Here is a 14,335-nt window from a genome sequence, read left to right on the forward strand (position 1 = left end):
ACCACCACCTCCCGGTCGGCTGCTCGCACATCTGTGTCGGTCCTGTGACGGCCGGCTGACAACACAAGAACACGTGGTCCGCACCCAAGGACCGACACGAGCTACGAGCGGGGTTTACCTGTGGCACAGGAAGTGCTGACCGACCTGAACAAGGTCCGCAACATCGGCATCATGGCGCACATCGATGCCGGCAAGACCACCACGACCGAGCGCATCCTCTTCTACACCGGTGTGAACTACAAGATCGGTGAGACCCACGACGGTGCTTCGACCACCGACTGGATGGAGCAGGAGAAGGAGCGTGGTATCACCATCACCTCCGCCGCTGTGACCTGCTTCTGGAACAAGAACCAGATCAACATCATCGACACCCCCGGCCACGTCGACTTCACGGTCGAGGTCGAGCGGTCCCTGCGCGTCCTCGACGGCGCGGTCGCCGTGTTCGACGGCAAGGAGGGCGTCGAGCCCCAGTCCGAGCAGGTCTGGCGCCAGGCTGCCAAGTACGACGTTCCGCGCATCTGCTTCGTCAACAAGATGGACAAGATGGGCGCGGACTTCTACTTCACCGTGCAGACGATCATCGATCGTCTCGGTGCGAAGCCGCTGGTCCTCCAGCTTCCGATCGGTGCCGAGGATGCCTTCGACGGCGTCGTCGACCTCGTCGAGATGAAGGCCATCACCTGGCGCGGCACCGTCGAGATCGGCGCCGAGCCGACGATCGAGGAGATCCCCGCCGAGCTCGCCGACAAGGCTGCCGAGTACCGCGAGAAGCTGCTCGAGACCGTCGCCGAGTCCGACGAAGAGCTCATGGAGAAGTACTTCGGCGGCGAGGAACTCACCGTCGCGGAGATCAAGGCTGCCATCCGCAAGATGACCGTCAATTCCGAGCTGTACCCGGTGCTGTGTGGCTCCGCGTTCAAGAACAAGGGTGTTCAGCCCATGCTCGACGCGGTCATCGACTACCTGCCGAACCCGCTGGACATCGGCGAGGTTCAGGGCACCAAGCTCGGTGACGAGGAGGAGACCCTCACCCGCAAGCCGAGCAAGGAAGAGCCGTTCTCGGCTCTCGCCTTCAAGATCGCTGCGCACCCGTTCTTCGGCAAGCTGACCTTCGTCCGCGTGTACTCCGGCCGGGTCGAGCCCGGTGCCCAGGTGCTCAACGCCACCAAGGGCAAGAAGGAGCGCATCGGCAAGCTGTTCCAGATGCACGCCAACAAGGAGAACCCGGTCGACGAGGCCGTCGCGGGCCACATCTACGCGATGATCGGCCTGAAGGACACCACGACCGGTGACACCCTGTGCGCGCAGGACGCCCCGATCGTCCTCGAGTCGATGACCTTCCCGGACCCGGTCATCCAGGTCTCCATCGAGCCCAAGACCAAGTCCGACCAGGAGAAGCTGGGCACCGCGATCCAGAAGCTCGCCGAAGAGGACCCGACGTTCTCCGTCGAGCTCGACGAGGAGACCGGCCAGACCGTCATCGGCGGCATGGGCGAGCTCCACCTCGACATCCTCGTCGACCGCATGCGTCGCGAGTTCAAGGTCGAGGCCAACGTCGGCAAGCCGCAGGTCGCGTACCGCGAGACCATCACCAAGCCGGTCGAGAAGCTCGAGTTCACGCACAAGAAGCAGACCGGTGGTTCCGGCCAGTTCGCGAAGGTCATCATCGCCCTGGAGCCCTTCAAGGGCGAGGACGGCGCGACCTACGAGTTCGAGAACAAGGTCACCGGTGGCCGCGTGCCGCGCGAGTACATCCCGTCCGTCGACGCCGGTGCGCAGGACGCGATGCAGTACGGCGTGCTCGCCGGCTACCCGCTGGTGAACGTCAAGGTCACGCTCCTCGACGGTGCGTACCACGACGTCGACTCGTCGGAAATGGCGTTCAAGATCGCCGGTTCGCAGGCCCTGAAGGAAGCTGCCCGCAAGGCTGCTCCGGTCATCCTCGAGCCGCTCATGGCTGTCGAGGTCACCACCCCCGAGGACTACATGGGTGAAGTGATCGGCGACCTCAACTCCCGCCGTGGCCAGATCCAGGCCATGGAGGAACGCAGTGGTGCCCGTGTCGTGAAGGCGCTGGTTCCGCTCTCGGAGATGTTCGGTTACATCGGTGACCTGCGGTCGAAGACCCAGGGCCGGGCGAACTTCTCCATGGTGTTCGATTCCTACGCAGAGGTTCCGTCGAACGTCTCGAAGGAAATCATCGCCAAGGCGACCGGCGAGTAACCTTCGGGTTATCCCCTCGGTCACCTGCACGACCAAGTAATAAAACCGCACTGCTGCATACTGCAAGCAACAACAGTCCAGGAGGACATTCCAGTGGCGAAGGCGAAGTTCGAGCGGACCAAGCCGCACGTGAACATCGGCACCATCGGTCACGTCGACCATGGCAAGACCACCACCACGGCTGCGATCACCAAGGTGCTGGCCGACAAGTACCCGGATCTCAACGAGAGCTTCGCGTTCGACCAGATCGACAAGGCTCCCGAGGAGAAGGCTCGTGGTATCACGATCAACATCTCCCACGTCGAGTACCAGACGGAGAAGCGCCACTACGCGCACGTCGACGCTCCGGGTCACGCCGACTACATCAAGAACATGATCACCGGTGCTGCCCAGATGGACGGCGCGATCCTGGTCGTGGCCGCCACCGACGGCCCGATGCCGCAGACGCGTGAGCACGTGCTGCTCGCCCGCCAGGTCGGCGTGCCCTACATCCTCGTCGCCCTGAACAAGGCCGACATGGTCGACGACGAGGAAATCCTCGAGCTCGTCGAGATGGAGGTCCGCGAGCTGCTGGCCGCCCAGGAGTTCGACGAGGAAGCTCCGGTCGTCCCGATCTCGGCTCTCAAGGCGCTCGAGGGTGACCCGAAGTGGGTCAAGTCCATCGAGGACCTGATGGACGCTGTCGACGAGTCGATCCCGGACCCGGTCCGTGAGACCGACAAGCCGTTCCTGATGCCCGTCGAGGACGTCTTCACGATCACCGGTCGTGGCACCGTCGTCACCGGCCGCATCGAGCGCGGTGTCATCAACGTGAACGAGGAAGTCGAGATCGTCGGTATCCGCCCGACCTCGACCAAGACCACGGTCACCGGCATCGAGATGTTCCGCAAGCTGCTCGACCAGGGCCAGGCCGGCGACAACGTCGGTCTGCTGGTTCGCGGCATCAAGCGCGAGGACGTCGAGCGCGGCCAGGTCGTCGTCAAGCCGGGCACCACGACTCCGCACACGGAGTTCGAGGGCCAGGCCTACATCCTCAACAAGGAAGAGGGCGGCCGCCACACGCCGTTCTTCAACAACTACCGTCCGCAGTTCTACTTCCGTACCACGGACGTGACGGGCGTTGTGACCCTTCCCGAGGGCACCGAGATGGTCATGCCGGGCGACAACACCGAGATGTCGGTCGTCCTGATCCAGCCGGTCGCTATGGACGAGGGCCTGCGCTTCGCGATCCGCGAGGGTGGCCGCACCGTCGGCGCCGGTCGCGTCACGAAGATCATCAAGTGAGCTAGTTCTCGCTGACGCCGATGGCGCTCACTCCTTCGGGAGTGGGCGCCATTTGCGCTTTCAGCGCCCGTGTCTCCTTGTGGCGGTTGGGACCGCCACAAGGAGACACGAGCACGATCCTTGACATCCGCGGCCGACGCGAGGATCGTCCTAAGTGTGTTAGGCAAACCGAATCGCGATAGGGTTGCCGAACGCCGTTCGGCAACTCGGTCCGAGATTCTCACCGCGGCCTGGGATACCGCCCGCGAGCGCGGGCTCGCGAACCTGACCCTCCGCGAGGTCGCCGACCGCGTGGGAATGCGGCCCCCCTCGCTCTACAGCCACTTCGATTCGAAGAACGCGCTCTACGACGCGATGTTCGGACAGGCGTGGAGCGAGTACCTGGCGGTCATGACGGAATGCGTCCGGAACCTGCCCGACACACCGCGCGGTGTGCTGCGATCCCTCGCGGCCACCTTCTTCGATTTCTGCGTCGAAGATCTCGCCCGATTCCAGCTGATGAACCAGCGGATCGTCATCGACTTCGAGCCGAGCGACGAAGCGTATGCGCCGGCCGTGCAGACCCTCGATCTGTTCCGTAACACGTTGGCAGAGTTGGGGATTCGTGACCAGCAGGATGTGGATCTGTGCGTCGCGCTCACGGGTGGTCTCATCGACGCCCAGCTCGCCAACGATCCCGGTGGCGACCGGTGGCGTCGGCTCCTCGATCGGGCCGTGAACATGTTCGCCGAGAATGTAGGACTGTAAGGAGCGTCCGATGGCTGCAACGACTGCAACCGAGTCCACCACGCGGCCACGACGACCGGAGATGCAACGCGACCTCGCGATGCGCCTGGCCGCCACCGAGTACGAGCGGTTCGCCGATCTGCTGGACCGGCTGACGCCCGACGAGTGGAGACAACCGACCGAATGCCCCGGCTGGGACGTGCGCGCGATGGCCGGTCACGCCTACGGGATGACGCGGATGTCCGCGTCCCTCCTGGAGATGCGTCGCCAGCTCGCCGTCGCGAAACGGTCGCCCGGCGTCTTCATCGACGCGCTGACCGCGCATCAGGTCGAGAAATACGCGAGTCTCGACACCGCGACATTGGCGTCGGCCTACCGGGCGACGGGGGCCAAGGCGGCCCGGGCACGCGCCCGCACGCCGTCCCTCGTGCGGAAGCTGACCCTGAAACCGGCGCAGACGGTCGGTGGCGTCGAGGAATGGTGGACCGTCGGATATCTGGTCGACGTCATCGTCACACGTGACCCCTGGATGCACCGCGTGGACATCTGCCGCGCGACCGGCGAGACGATGGTCCTGACCCCCGAACACGACGGGGCGCTCGTCGCCGACGTCGTCGCCGAATGGGCAGGACGGCACGGCCGGCCGATCGATCTCACCCTGACCGGTCCGGCCGGAGGTCGCTGGCGCACCGGGTCCGGTGCACAACCAGTCGAGATGGACGCGGTCGAGTTCTGTCGCGTCCTGTCCGGTCGCGCGCCGGGAACGGGCCTTCTCGCAGTGCAGGTTCCGTTCTGATCGCTGCGCGCCCGGCCGTCGGCCGTCAGTAGCCGGCCCGCGCGGCGACCGCCTCGGTCTCCGGTGCCGGCCCGAGCGTCGGGTCCGGGCTCCAGCCGAGGATCGGCGGCACGAACACGCAGTTCAGCGGTCGCGGATCCTCCGGATCGAGTGCCTTCAGCACGAACCACGCGGCGTTCGGGTCGTTGACGATGCCGGCGTGCTCGACGAAGTCGTTGCCGCAGTGATCCTGGAGCACGATGTTCGTTGCGTTGGGGGCTTCGCGATAACCGCTGGTGTAGGGCAGGACGATCTCTTCGTAGCGGCTCATGATGTTCGTGTAGGTGACCTCGTCGGCGTACACGCCGGCCTCCTGGATGGTGTGGATCCAGTCGGAGCCGGCCAGCACCTGCGGGCAGGCGCCACACCCGAGCGCGTGCACCAGGTTCTCCATGTCCTGGCGTGCCCCGACCTGCTCGAACAACTCGAAAGACGCGGCGATCAGGAACGCGTGGCTGCCCTCGTACACGGGACCGAGGGAGATGTAGTCGTCGACCTTCTCGTTGCCGCCGAGGAACTTGACGTACCAGACGGGCATCAGCGTGCCCTGCGAGTGGCCGATCAGATCCACCTTCTCCGCGCCGGTGGCGGCGAGAACCTCGTCGACGAAATCGGAAAGCTGCTGCGCGCTTTCCTCCATCGGCAGCAGTCCGCCGACGGCGCCGAGCGGCCACGGCAGGTCGGCATGGTTGCCGTAAGTGAGGGCGAAGACGCAGTACCCCTCGTTGGCGAGCAGGGGTGCCAGGTACGACCAGTTGTCCTGCCGGTTGAGGACGGTGCCGTGCACGAGGATCACCGGGTCGGGATGTTCCTCCGACGGCACGCAGCTCCAGTCGTTGGTGCCGGGGGCGTTGCCGCCGGGTGATCCCAATTCGCTTGCGAGACCGTCGAGGAAGGTCTTTCCCACGGGTAGGGGAGGTGCAGGTTCCTCGGCCTGTGCCGTTCCGGTTCCGAAGAGCGCGAAGATCGCCGCGAAGGTCGCGGCGGTGAGTGCGCGCAGGCGCATGTCCACCCCCCTGTCGATACGTGAATGCGCAGAAAGTTAACAGAGATTCCACATCGTCGACCAGCCCCCGGCGGTGGCCCGGTGGCCTCGTGAATCACGATGTGCCCACCGATTCGGAATTCGCCCGTGCTACAGCGTGAGCGGATTCGCACTCGCCGCGTGGATCGCCCCGGCGGGCGGTTCGGGGCCGCGGCGTGGCTGGCACACTGGGAGCGGTGCGCGCCGGAACCACGACAGCAAGAGGCCCGCTGCGGCCGTTCGAGATCGCGGCCGCGGCGGTGTTCGGAGCACTGACAGCCGTCGTCACCGTCGTCACCGGGTTCATCCCGGTCGGAGCCGCGCAGGTTCTCATCACCCTGCCGATCGCATTCCTCGCCGCAGGAAACCGGATGCGGTCCGCGATCGCAGCGACCGTCGCGGCGAGCGTCGTAGCCCTGATCGCCGGCGGCCCGTTCGGGGTCGTGATGTTGCTCGTCCTCGTCGGCGTGGGAATCCTCGTCGGATATGCCGAACGCCGCTGGGGCAGGAACGCGGGCTTCGTGGTGTTCGCCGGGTCGATCCCCATCGGGCTCGTGCTCGCGGGATTCACCGTCGGGATGCTGCTGTTGTTCGAACGGACCCGGATCCTGCTGCTCGACTCGCTCGCCGCCTCGCTGCAGGGCGCCCTGCGGGCATTCCGGGCAGCCGGTGCGGGACAGGCATTCGTCGACGCCTTCACCGGCACCGCCGATTTCCTCGTCGAGTACTGGTGGCTGTGGATCGGCGGTGCCACGGTCGTCGGCATCGTCGGCAGCGCACTGCTCAGCTTCGGGATCTTCCGCACGATCGCGCTGCGCACGCGGTGGAGCAGCCCGCCCACCGAATGGCCGGCCACGGCCCAGGCGGAACCGGCACCGCTGCCCGTGCACCTGCGGTCGGTCACCTACCGCTACCCGGGAGCCACCACCGACGCGCTCACCGACATCGATCTGACGATCACCGCCGGGGACTTCGTCGCGGTGGTCGGAGCCAACGGCTCGGGCAAGTCCACCCTCGCGCGGATCCTCGCCGGACTCGACCCGACAACCGGTCTCGTCGACCGTCCCGGCCACGTCGGTCTCGGTGCCCCGGGCGGCACGGCACTGGTCTTCCAGCACCCGGAATCCCAGATCCTCGGCCGCACGATCGCCGAGGACGTGCGCTGGGGACTCGACGATGCCGACGGCACCGTCGACGTCGACGCATTGCTCGAGAGGGTCGGGTTGGGTGGGCTCGCGGACCGTCCCACCGAGGACCTGTCCGGCGGGCAGTTGCAGCGGCTGACGCTCGCCGGTGCGCTCGCCCGCCGCCCGGCCCTGCTGATCGCCGACGAGATCACCGCGATGGTCGACGACGCGAGCCGCGGCGCCCTGCTCGACCTGCTCGCCGGCATCGCCCGCGACGGCACGGCCGTCGTGCTCGTCACCCACGTCGAGGGGGAAGCGGCCACGGCTCGTCGCGTCGTCCACCTCGACCGCGGGCGACTCGTTCCCGCGCCCGCGCGGACCGCCCGGGCCGTGACGGTGGCGACCCCACAGGCCGTCGTCGACCCGATCCTCGAACTCCGCGATGTTACCCACACCTACGCCGCCCGGACCCCCTGGGCGCACACCGCGCTGCGGAACGTGACGCTGACGGTCGGTCGCGGCGAGGGGGTGCTCGTGGTGGGTGCGAACGGCTCCGGCAAATCGACCCTCGCCTGGGTGCTGGCCGGACTGCACCGGCCCACCACCGGCACCTGCACGCTGAAGGGCACCCCGACCGCCGATCTGCGCGGCGACATCGGACTGGTGTTCCAGCAGGCGCGACTGCAGCTGCAGCGACCCACCGTCGCCGAGGAGATCTGCGACGTCGCCGGCCTCGACTACATCGACCGCCCGTACGTGGCCGCGGTGCTGCAGCGCGTCGGCCTGGGCACGCACCTGGTGGACCGTGCCGTCGACAGGCTCAGCGGCGGCGAGATGCGGCGCGTCGCGATCGCCGCACAACTCACCCGCGCCCCGCGCGTGCTGGTGCTCGACGAACCGCTCGCCGGGCTCGACGACGCCGGCCGCCACGAGCTCGTCGGACTCCTCGGGTACCTGCGCGAGACCGAGCACATGACGATCGTGGTCATCTCCCACGACCTGCACGGCGTGGAAGCGGTGTGCTCGCGCACCGTGGTGCTCGATGCCGGCACGATCGTCGACGACCGGACGGTGGCGGCATGAGACGCACCGGCGCGCGAAGCACGAACCGGAGCACCCGGCGTCCCCTGATCCTGCTGCGCCCGGTGCCGCGCGAAACGCCCGTGCACCGGCTGTGGGCCGGCACCAAACTCCTCGCCGCCTCCGCGCTGGCGGTGACGGTCGCGTTCGTGCCGTCGTGGACCGGCCTGCTGGTGCTGGCCGTCGTCCTCGCGACGGCGATCGTCGTGGCCCGGATCCCGCGCGGCGCGGTGCCCACCGTCCCGTGGTGGGTGTTCGCGTCCCTCGGGTTCTTCGCCGTGCTCAGCTCGTTCGGCGGAGGCCTCGACCCGTATGTGCGATCGGTCCTGGTGGGCCTGGCGCTGCTGGTCTGCGCGTCGCTGGTGGGGTGGACGACCCGGCTCGGTGACATCGTCGACACCCTCCCGGTGCTGTTCGCGCCGCTGCGGCTGCTGCGGTGCCCGGTCGACGAATGGGTGACCACGTGCACCCTCGCGCTGCGCGTGCTGCCGTCCATCCGGGAGGAGTTGCGCATGGTCTTCGCGGCCCGTGCGCTGCGCGGCCGTCCCGGTGTGCCGACCCCGCGCGGGCTGTGGCACCAGGTCGTCGACGCCGTCGGAGCCGTCGTGTCGGTGTCGCTGCGTCAGGTCCGCGACCTCGGCGACGCACTGGCGGTCCGGGGGCAGCGGACCGTGGTGCGGACCCGGCCGCGTCCGGGGATCGGGGATCTCGTGACGGTGGTGGTGGTCGCCGCCGCGTGCACGGTGATGGCCGTCTGGGGATGAGCGATCCGTAGGCTGCCGCCATGCCCGAGATTCGCGTCCTCGACACCGAACCCGATCTCATCGAATCGTCGAACCTGTTCCGCACCGCCATGGTCGGCCTGCCCGCCGTGCCCCCGTACGGGCCCGGGCAGATCCGGGAACTGCTCGAACCAGGGCGCACACTCGGCGCATTCGTCGACGGCGTCATGGTCGGGACCGCGGATTCGGCGACCAGCGGCCTGATCCTGCCCGGTGGCCGGAGGGTGCCGCATGCCGCGGTCACCCACGTCGGGGTCCTGCCCACCCACACCCGGCGCGGGGTGCTCACCGCGCTGATGCGTCACCAGTTGCACGACGCCCGCGACCGCGGCGAGGTGGTCGCGACCCTGCGCGCCTCCGAGGCGACCATCTACGGCCGCTTCGGGTACGGGGTGGCGAGCACGTCGCACACCCTCGAGTTGGACGTGCGGCGAGCGCGACTGCTTCCGTCGGTGGCCGGGGGAGGACCGGTGCGGCTGCTCGAGCCGGGTGCGGTGTGGGACGTGCTGCCGCGGATCGTCGACACGCACCCGTCGACACGGCCCGGCACCATCGACCGCATCCCGCTGTGGTGGCGCGGTCGCGAGTTGATGGCACAGGCCGGTAGCGGGCCGAATTATGTTGCTGTCCACGGTGATCCGGGTTCGGAGGACGGGTTCGTCCGGTACCGGCCGATCGGCACCGACCGCTGGTTCGGCGGCCGCGACCGCACCGTCGTCGTCGACGACTTCTACGCCCCGACCCGCACCGCCTATCTGGGACTGCTCCGGTTCCTGCTCGCGCTCGATCTGGTCGACATCCTCGTGTTCAGCGCCGTGCCGGAGGACGATCCGCTGCCGTGGCTCCTGACCGACCGGCGCGCGGTGCGGTTGCGCAGCGCCGACGACGAGACGTGGCTGCGGATCCTCGACGTACCCGCCGCGCTGGATCACCGGGTCTTCGACGGGGACGCCGCGGTGCGGATCGGGGTCGTCGACGAGCTGCTGCCGGAGAACACCGGCACCTATCGGATCGCCGCGACCGGAAGCGGCCGCACGGACGCCGCACCGCAGGTGGAGGTGGAGGTCGCGACGCTTGCCGCGGCGCTGCTCGGCGGAACCCGATGGCACCGGCTCGACCGTGCCGGACTGGTCCGTGTGCACGACGACTCGGCGCTGCCGCAGCTCGAGCGGTTGTTCGCGACCACTGAGGCGCCGTTTGCCGGGGTGATGTTCTGAGGCGCCGTTCGCCGGGGTGATGTTCTGACGGTGTCCTAACGGATCTCGGTGGCCGGGTCCAGGTGCAGCAGCACCTGGGTGGCGACCCGTGCCCCGCCGAGCGCCCGGGCCGCGCGCTGCGCGGTGTCCTCGGCGCTCGCGGTGAACTCGGCGACGTCGATGTTCGGGTCGGCGTGCACCGTCACCGACAGGGTCGGCAGATGCCGCTCGACGACCGCCCGGCTCCGCACCGACCGCACCCCCGGCAGCGCCGCGAGTTCGGCGGCGACCCCGTCGGCGACGGGGCCGAGTTCGACGCCGAGCGTCGCGTCCGTGACCTGGTCGTAGAGCTGCACGGTGGAGGTGCGGCGCCGCGACAGGTTCACCACGAGCAGCACGATTCCGACGGTCAGGCCCACCGCGACCGCGCCCCACAGCGCCGCCGTCCACCACGGCTGGTCGGGCACGTCGATGACGCGGGGCCGGTCGAGCCGCGCGAGGGAGTCGCGGGTGAACGGCACCCGGCCCACCCAGGCCAGGGCGAACGCCCCCAGGCCGAGCAGCGCGAGTCCGACGGCGAACGTCACGAACCGATTGACCAGGACGGTGCGCAGTTTCACCGGTTCACCTTCACGACGAGGGGGATCGGCTCCGCGAGCAGGGCCAGGTTCGGTTCCACCGCGGCCCGGACCGCGGCGGTGAGATCGGCGACCGGGGTTTCGTCCTCCACGGTGATCCGGACGACGGCGCGGCGCCGGTCGACGACGGTGCGGGCGGTCGCCACCCCGCTCAGGGACGACGCGTGGGCACTGCACATGCGGGCCAGGTCGGTGCGCCGCATCCACACCGTCGCGACCGGCCCGGCGACCTGCAACGGCAGGTGGGTGCGGCGCCGCGGTTTGCAGGCGACCGCGAGTAGCACGACCCCGACGGCGACGCACGCCGCGGCGGCCACGGGGATCCACGGCTCCCAGTGCAGCCGCCCGAACCACTCGAAGGAGTTCCGCAGCCACGGTGCGCCGCCGTAGGTGCCCCGCACGATGAGCAGCTCCCGCGCGGCGGTGAACGCCAGGATCAGCGCCGCGACGGCGATGAGCGCCGCCGCGGGAGCAGCGGCCGGGTAGGCGAGCGGCGGCAGCGGCGCGACGACGGGAACGGGGGTGCGTGGTTCCGTACGGCCGGCGACGATGTCCGATTCGAGATACTCGACGGGAATCGCCGCGTCGCTGTCCGCGTCCTCGGGGACGGCCGTGGCGGCGACGACCACGTTCAGTTCGTGCACGGACAGGCCGGTGAGTTCGCGCAGTTGCCGTTCCACCGAATCGTGCACGCGGCGGGTGAGCATCGCCGCGTCGTACGGCCATTCGGCGGCGACGTACAGGTTGACGGCGACGGCGTTGCCGCCCGTGGTCACGTCGGCGCGCGGCAGTTCACGGCCGGTGAGGAGGCTCAGACCGCTGCTGCGCCGGACCACACCGGGAACCTGCAGCGCTGCGGCGGTGGCGATCCGCGCGACCGCGCGGTCCTTGATGAGGAGCGAACCGCGGTGGCCGCGGGTGTCCTCCGGTGCGGGCTCGGCCGGTGTCTGTGTGTGCGGCTCGGCCGCGGTCTGCGTGTGCTGCTCAGCCACGACCCCGGCTCCTGAGCAGGGCACCGAGGTCGAGCAGGCCGTCGCGGTGTGCGCCGATCGCCATGCCGAGGGCGCCGAGCAGTACCGCGAACAGCAGGCCGCTGAATCCGCCGATGATGCCCGCGATGGCCAGCAGCAGTCCGGCGAGGAGACCGATGACGGTGTTGTTGATGGGCGTGTGGTTCACGGTGCCGCCTCTGTGCGCTCGTAGGGCTCTGTGTGCTCGTCGGTCTGCAGATCCTCGATCGTCACCTGCACCGGCACCGCGACCATCGGGGCGATCCGCGCGTGCACCGCCTCGGCGACCGCGGGCAGATCCGCCGGGTAGCGGGCCACGATGTGCACCGCGCACAGGTCCGCGCCGATCCGGATGCCCTCGATGCGCCGGCCGGGCAGATAGGTCGCGATCTCGCCGAAGACGCCACCGTGCAGTCCCGCGACACCGGGAACCGCGAGCGCGGCCTCGGCGACGCGTTCGGCAAGTTCCGCCGTGGGCGGCGTCCCGGCGATCGTCACTGCACTCGCGGCTTGGTGTCGTCGACGAGACCGGCGGCTTCGTCGGGCAGCACGACGTCGAACACGGTGATGTTGACCTCGGTGACTTCGAGACCGGTCATCCGTTCGACCGCGCCGATCACGTTGTGGCGGATGGCGACCGCGAGTTCGTGCAGTGCCACGCCGTATTCGGCGATGATGCCGATGTCGATCGCGGCCTGCTTCTCACCGACCTCCACGGCGACACCCTGACCGTGGTTGATGCGCGCGCCGGGGATCCGGTCGCGCAGCGCCCCCACGACGCGGGTGGTGCCGGCGCCGACGTCGAACACGCCGCTGATCTCGCGGGTGGCGATGCCGGCGATCTTGGCGACGACGGCGTCGGCGATGATCGTGCGGCCCTGTGTGTCGACGGGGCCGGGCGAGACGCCGGCGCCGAACTGTACGCGGCTGATTCCTGCGCCGCTGTCGCTGGTCATGAAGGACTCCTCGGAAGCGCTGCCGGTGTGTCCGTGGTCGACTCCGTTGTCTGCACGTTGTCCTCGACTCTAGTGACTCCCGGGACCGGATGGGACGCGCGTGGGGCGGTGTTTCCCGGACCGGCTGCCGAAGCGTAGGACTGTCGCCCGTGATCACCGTTTGGTAGAAAAGTTGAACGGTATCGAGGGTGACCGGCGTCACCACTATCGAAGGATGAATACGTGTCGACTGATCATGTGACCGAGGGCGGGACGGGGAGGGTCGTCGTCGTCGGCGCCGGTCTGGCCGGGGTTCGGACCGCCGAGGAGCTGCGGCGGGCCGGATTCGACGGTGAGATCGTCCTGGTCGGTGCGGAGCCGCACCTGCCCTACGACCGCCCGCCGCTGTCGAAGGACGTGATCCGCGGCGAACGCGAGGACACGACGCTGCGGCCGCGCGAGTTCTTCGACGAGCAGCGCATCGACCTGCGGCTCGGCGTCGCGGTGGAGTCGCTCGACGACGCCGCGCGCACCGTCGCGCTGGCCGACGGCACCTCGCTCGGCTACGACGAGCTGGTCGTCGCGACGGGTCTGCGTCCCCGCCGCATCCCCGGCCTGCCCGAGCTCGCCGGAGTGCACGTGCTGCGGTCCGTCGAGGACAGTGTGGGTCTGCGCGCCGACATCCGCCCCGGCGGCACGGCCCTGATCGTCGGCGCCGGTTTCATCGGCTGCGAGGTCGCGGCGAGCCTGCGGGCGTGCGGCATGGACGTCGTGCTCGTGGAGCCGCAGCCCACACCGCTCGCGTCGGTGCTCGGTGCCGAGGTCGGCGGGTTCGTCGAGCGCCTGCACACCGCCGAGGGTGTGGACGTGCGCTCCGGGGTCGGGCTCACCGAGCTGCGCGGCGACGACCGGGTCACCGGCGCGGTCCTCGGGGACGGCACCGAGGTCGCGGTGGACCTGGTGGTCCTCGGTATCGGATCGGTCCCGGTCACCGAGTGGCTGGACGGTTCGGGTGTGACCGTCGACAACGGCGTGGTGTGCGACATCGTGGGCCGCACCTCCGCCGATCACGTGTGGGCGGTCGGCGACGTCGCGTCCTGGCAGCTGCCCGAGGGCGGCCGGAAGCGGGTCGAGCACTGGACGAGCGCAGGGGAGCAGGCCGCCGTGCTCGCGAAGGCGCTGCTCGGCGCCGACGGCGACCGGGCTGCTCAGGTCCCGTACTTCTGGAGCGACCAGTACGACGTGAAGATCCAGGGTCTGGGCGCGGTGTCGGCTCAGGACACCGTGCACGTGGTGCACGACGACGGCCGTAAGTTCCTCGTCTACTACGAGCGGGACGGCCGACTCGTCGGGGTGGTCGGCGGTGGTCTGCCGGCCCGGGTGATGAAGACGCGCGCGAAGATCGCGGCGGGTGCTCCGATCGAGGAGATGCTCGCACCGACCTCGTGATCGGGCACGTCCTGTGCCCGCCCCCG

Annotated in this window: 14 protein-coding genes; 8 read left to right on the forward strand and 6 right to left on the reverse strand. The window is 69.1% G+C overall.

All coding sequences use genetic code 11. The features are described 5' to 3' along the window. The first annotated feature begins 120 nt into the window (after positions 1–120). The 4 genes from fusA (at position 121) to ACWDUD_RS13270 (ending at position 5,029) form a co-directional block, all read left to right on the forward strand. Positions 121–2,223 (forward strand): elongation factor G, encoded by a 2,103-nt coding sequence (fusA, locus tag ACWDUD_RS13255; protein WP_450109623.1) that lies wholly within the window; start codon positions 121–123, stop codon positions 2,221–2,223. Between the two features lie 93 nt (positions 2,224–2,316). Further along, on the forward strand, positions 2,317–3,507 hold the full coding sequence (gene tuf / locus ACWDUD_RS13260) for an elongation factor Tu (RefSeq protein ID WP_197251460.1): 1,191 nt from the start codon (positions 2,317–2,319) through the stop codon (positions 3,505–3,507). A 156-nt stretch (positions 3,508–3,663) separates the two neighbouring features. Then, complete coding sequence (locus ACWDUD_RS13265) at positions 3,664–4,254, forward strand: TetR/AcrR family transcriptional regulator (protein WP_450109624.1); 591 nt, start codon at positions 3,664–3,666, stop codon at positions 4,252–4,254. Between the two features lie 10 nt (positions 4,255–4,264). After that, positions 4,265–5,029 carry a maleylpyruvate isomerase family mycothiol-dependent enzyme gene (locus tag ACWDUD_RS13270; protein ID WP_231610255.1) on the forward strand — a complete coding sequence of 255 codons (765 nt, stop codon included), beginning with the start codon at positions 4,265–4,267 and terminating at the stop codon, positions 5,027–5,029. A 25-nt stretch (positions 5,030–5,054) separates the two neighbouring features. Here ACWDUD_RS13270 and ACWDUD_RS13275 read toward each other — a convergent pair whose 3' ends face one another. Next, positions 5,055–6,074 (reverse strand): esterase/lipase family protein, encoded by a 1,020-nt coding sequence (locus ACWDUD_RS13275; protein ID WP_450109625.1) that lies wholly within the window; start codon positions 6,072–6,074, stop codon positions 5,055–5,057. Between the two features lie 215 nt (positions 6,075–6,289). On the opposite strand from ACWDUD_RS13275, the gene ACWDUD_RS13280 reads away from it, so the two are divergent. The 3 genes from ACWDUD_RS13280 to ACWDUD_RS13290 are packed head-to-tail and all read left to right on the forward strand — an operon-like array spanning position 6,290 to position 10,298. Next, positions 6,290–8,302, forward strand: a complete 2,013-nt coding sequence (locus ACWDUD_RS13280) for an ABC transporter ATP-binding protein (RefSeq protein WP_450109626.1) — start codon at positions 6,290–6,292, stop codon at positions 8,300–8,302. After that, positions 8,299–9,063 carry an energy-coupling factor transporter transmembrane component T family protein gene (locus ACWDUD_RS13285; RefSeq protein ID WP_450109627.1) on the forward strand — a complete coding sequence of 255 codons (765 nt, stop codon included), beginning with the start codon at positions 8,299–8,301 and terminating at the stop codon, positions 9,061–9,063. The genes ACWDUD_RS13280 and ACWDUD_RS13285 overlap by 4 nt, the downstream gene beginning before the upstream one ends. Positions 9,064–9,083: 20 nt before the next feature. Continuing rightward, on the forward strand, positions 9,084–10,298 hold the full coding sequence (locus ACWDUD_RS13290) for a GNAT family N-acetyltransferase (protein ID WP_450109628.1): 1,215 nt from the start codon (positions 9,084–9,086) through the stop codon (positions 10,296–10,298). A gap of 35 nt (positions 10,299–10,333) precedes the next feature. Here ACWDUD_RS13290 and ACWDUD_RS13295 read toward each other — a convergent pair whose 3' ends face one another. Genes ACWDUD_RS13295 through ACWDUD_RS13315 form a run of 5 tightly spaced genes read right to left on the reverse strand, consistent with a single transcriptional unit; the run spans position 10,334 to position 12,881 of the window. Further along, positions 10,334–10,897 carry an Asp23/Gls24 family envelope stress response protein gene (locus ACWDUD_RS13295; RefSeq protein ID WP_197256545.1) on the reverse strand — a complete coding sequence of 188 codons (564 nt, stop codon included), beginning with the start codon at positions 10,895–10,897 and terminating at the stop codon, positions 10,334–10,336. Then, on the reverse strand, positions 10,894–11,907 hold the full coding sequence (locus ACWDUD_RS13300; RefSeq protein WP_248676691.1) for an Asp23/Gls24 family envelope stress response protein: 1,014 nt from the start codon (positions 11,905–11,907) through the stop codon (positions 10,894–10,896). The genes ACWDUD_RS13295 and ACWDUD_RS13300 overlap by 4 nt, the downstream gene beginning before the upstream one ends. Beyond that, the gene (locus ACWDUD_RS13305; RefSeq protein WP_197256555.1) at positions 11,900–12,079 is read right to left on the reverse strand and encodes a DUF2273 domain-containing protein; all 180 of its coding nucleotides are present in this window, start codon (positions 12,077–12,079) and stop codon (positions 11,900–11,902) included. The genes ACWDUD_RS13300 and ACWDUD_RS13305 overlap by 8 nt, the downstream gene beginning before the upstream one ends. Positions 12,080–12,090: 11 nt before the next feature. Continuing rightward, complete coding sequence (locus ACWDUD_RS13310; protein WP_197256553.1) at positions 12,091–12,417, reverse strand: Asp23/Gls24 family envelope stress response protein; 327 nt, start codon at positions 12,415–12,417, stop codon at positions 12,091–12,093. A 2-nt stretch (positions 12,418–12,419) separates the two neighbouring features. Next, on the reverse strand, positions 12,420–12,881 hold the full coding sequence (locus ACWDUD_RS13315) for an Asp23/Gls24 family envelope stress response protein (protein WP_450109629.1): 462 nt from the start codon (positions 12,879–12,881) through the stop codon (positions 12,420–12,422). Between the two features lie 222 nt (positions 12,882–13,103). On the opposite strand from ACWDUD_RS13315, the gene ACWDUD_RS13320 reads away from it, so the two are divergent. Further along, positions 13,104–14,309 (forward strand): NAD(P)/FAD-dependent oxidoreductase, encoded by a 1,206-nt coding sequence (locus ACWDUD_RS13320; protein WP_450109630.1) that lies wholly within the window; start codon positions 13,104–13,106, stop codon positions 14,307–14,309. Positions 14,310–14,335 lie beyond the last annotated feature (26 nt).

This window comes from Rhodococcus sp. NPDC003382, assembly GCF_053589135.1.

Coding starts and splice junctions, on each gene's coding strand:
- ACWDUD_RS13270 (WP_231610255.1), top strand. CDS start 4,265: ATGGCTGCAACGACTGCAACCGAGTCCACCACGCGGCCACGACGACCG.
- ACWDUD_RS13275 (WP_450109625.1), bottom strand. CDS start 6,074: ATGCGCCTGCGCGCACTCACCGCCGCGACCTTCGCGGCGATCTTCGCG.
- ACWDUD_RS13285 (WP_450109627.1), top strand. CDS start 8,299: ATGAGACGCACCGGCGCGCGAAGCACGAACCGGAGCACCCGGCGTCCC.
- ACWDUD_RS13290 (WP_450109628.1), top strand. CDS start 9,084: ATGCCCGAGATTCGCGTCCTCGACACCGAACCCGATCTCATCGAATCG.
- ACWDUD_RS13315 (WP_450109629.1), bottom strand. CDS start 12,881: ATGACCAGCGACAGCGGCGCAGGAATCAGCCGCGTACAGTTCGGCGCC.